1 protein-coding gene is annotated in these 578 nt (G+C 45.8%); it reads left to right on the top strand.

What is annotated here, in order from left to right; genetic code table 11:
• Positions 1-571: methyl-accepting chemotaxis protein (locus tag R7190_RS29325; protein WP_318138132.1), on the top strand; the 571-nt coding region annotated here is incomplete at its 5' end.
• Positions 572-578: the final 7 nt, after the last annotated feature.

Below are 578 nucleotides of genomic sequence, written 5' to 3'. Positions count from 1 at the left end.
TGAGATTCAATCTGCTTCTCAAGCGGTTGAAGAGCTAGATGCAAATGCAGCGCAAATTGATGAAGTTGTGACAACCATCAACGGTATCTCTGAGCAAACTAACCTACTCGCCTTGAACGCTGCAATTGAAGCGGCTCGTGCAGGTGAACAAGGTCGTGGCTTTGCGGTTGTTGCTGATGAAGTCCGTGCTCTTGCAGGCCGTACTCAACAAGCAACCGTTGAGATTCAAGCGATGATTGAATCATTACAGCGTAACAGTCAATCCCTTACCAAACTTATGGAAGTTACGGTAAACAATGCCAACGAAGGTCAAAACCTGATGGCAGAAGTAAACCAAGAGATTGGCTCGCTTGCCGATAAAAACCAAACCATCTCAGACAGCAGTATTCAAATTGCGACTGCAGCTGAGGAACAAGGTGTCGTTGCAGATAACATCGCCGCAAGTGTCGAAGAAATCCGAGTTCAAGCAGATAATGTGTGCAATATGATCAGTACGACCTCGCAAAACGTCGAACAGTTGCGTAAGCAAAGCGATACGATGGAATCTCTCCTCACAGGTTTGAGAGCATAACCAAATA

The sequence above is a fragment of the Vibrio sp. 1078-1 genome (assembly GCF_033340475.1).
This window is presented reverse-complemented; position numbering and strand designations above follow the sequence as displayed.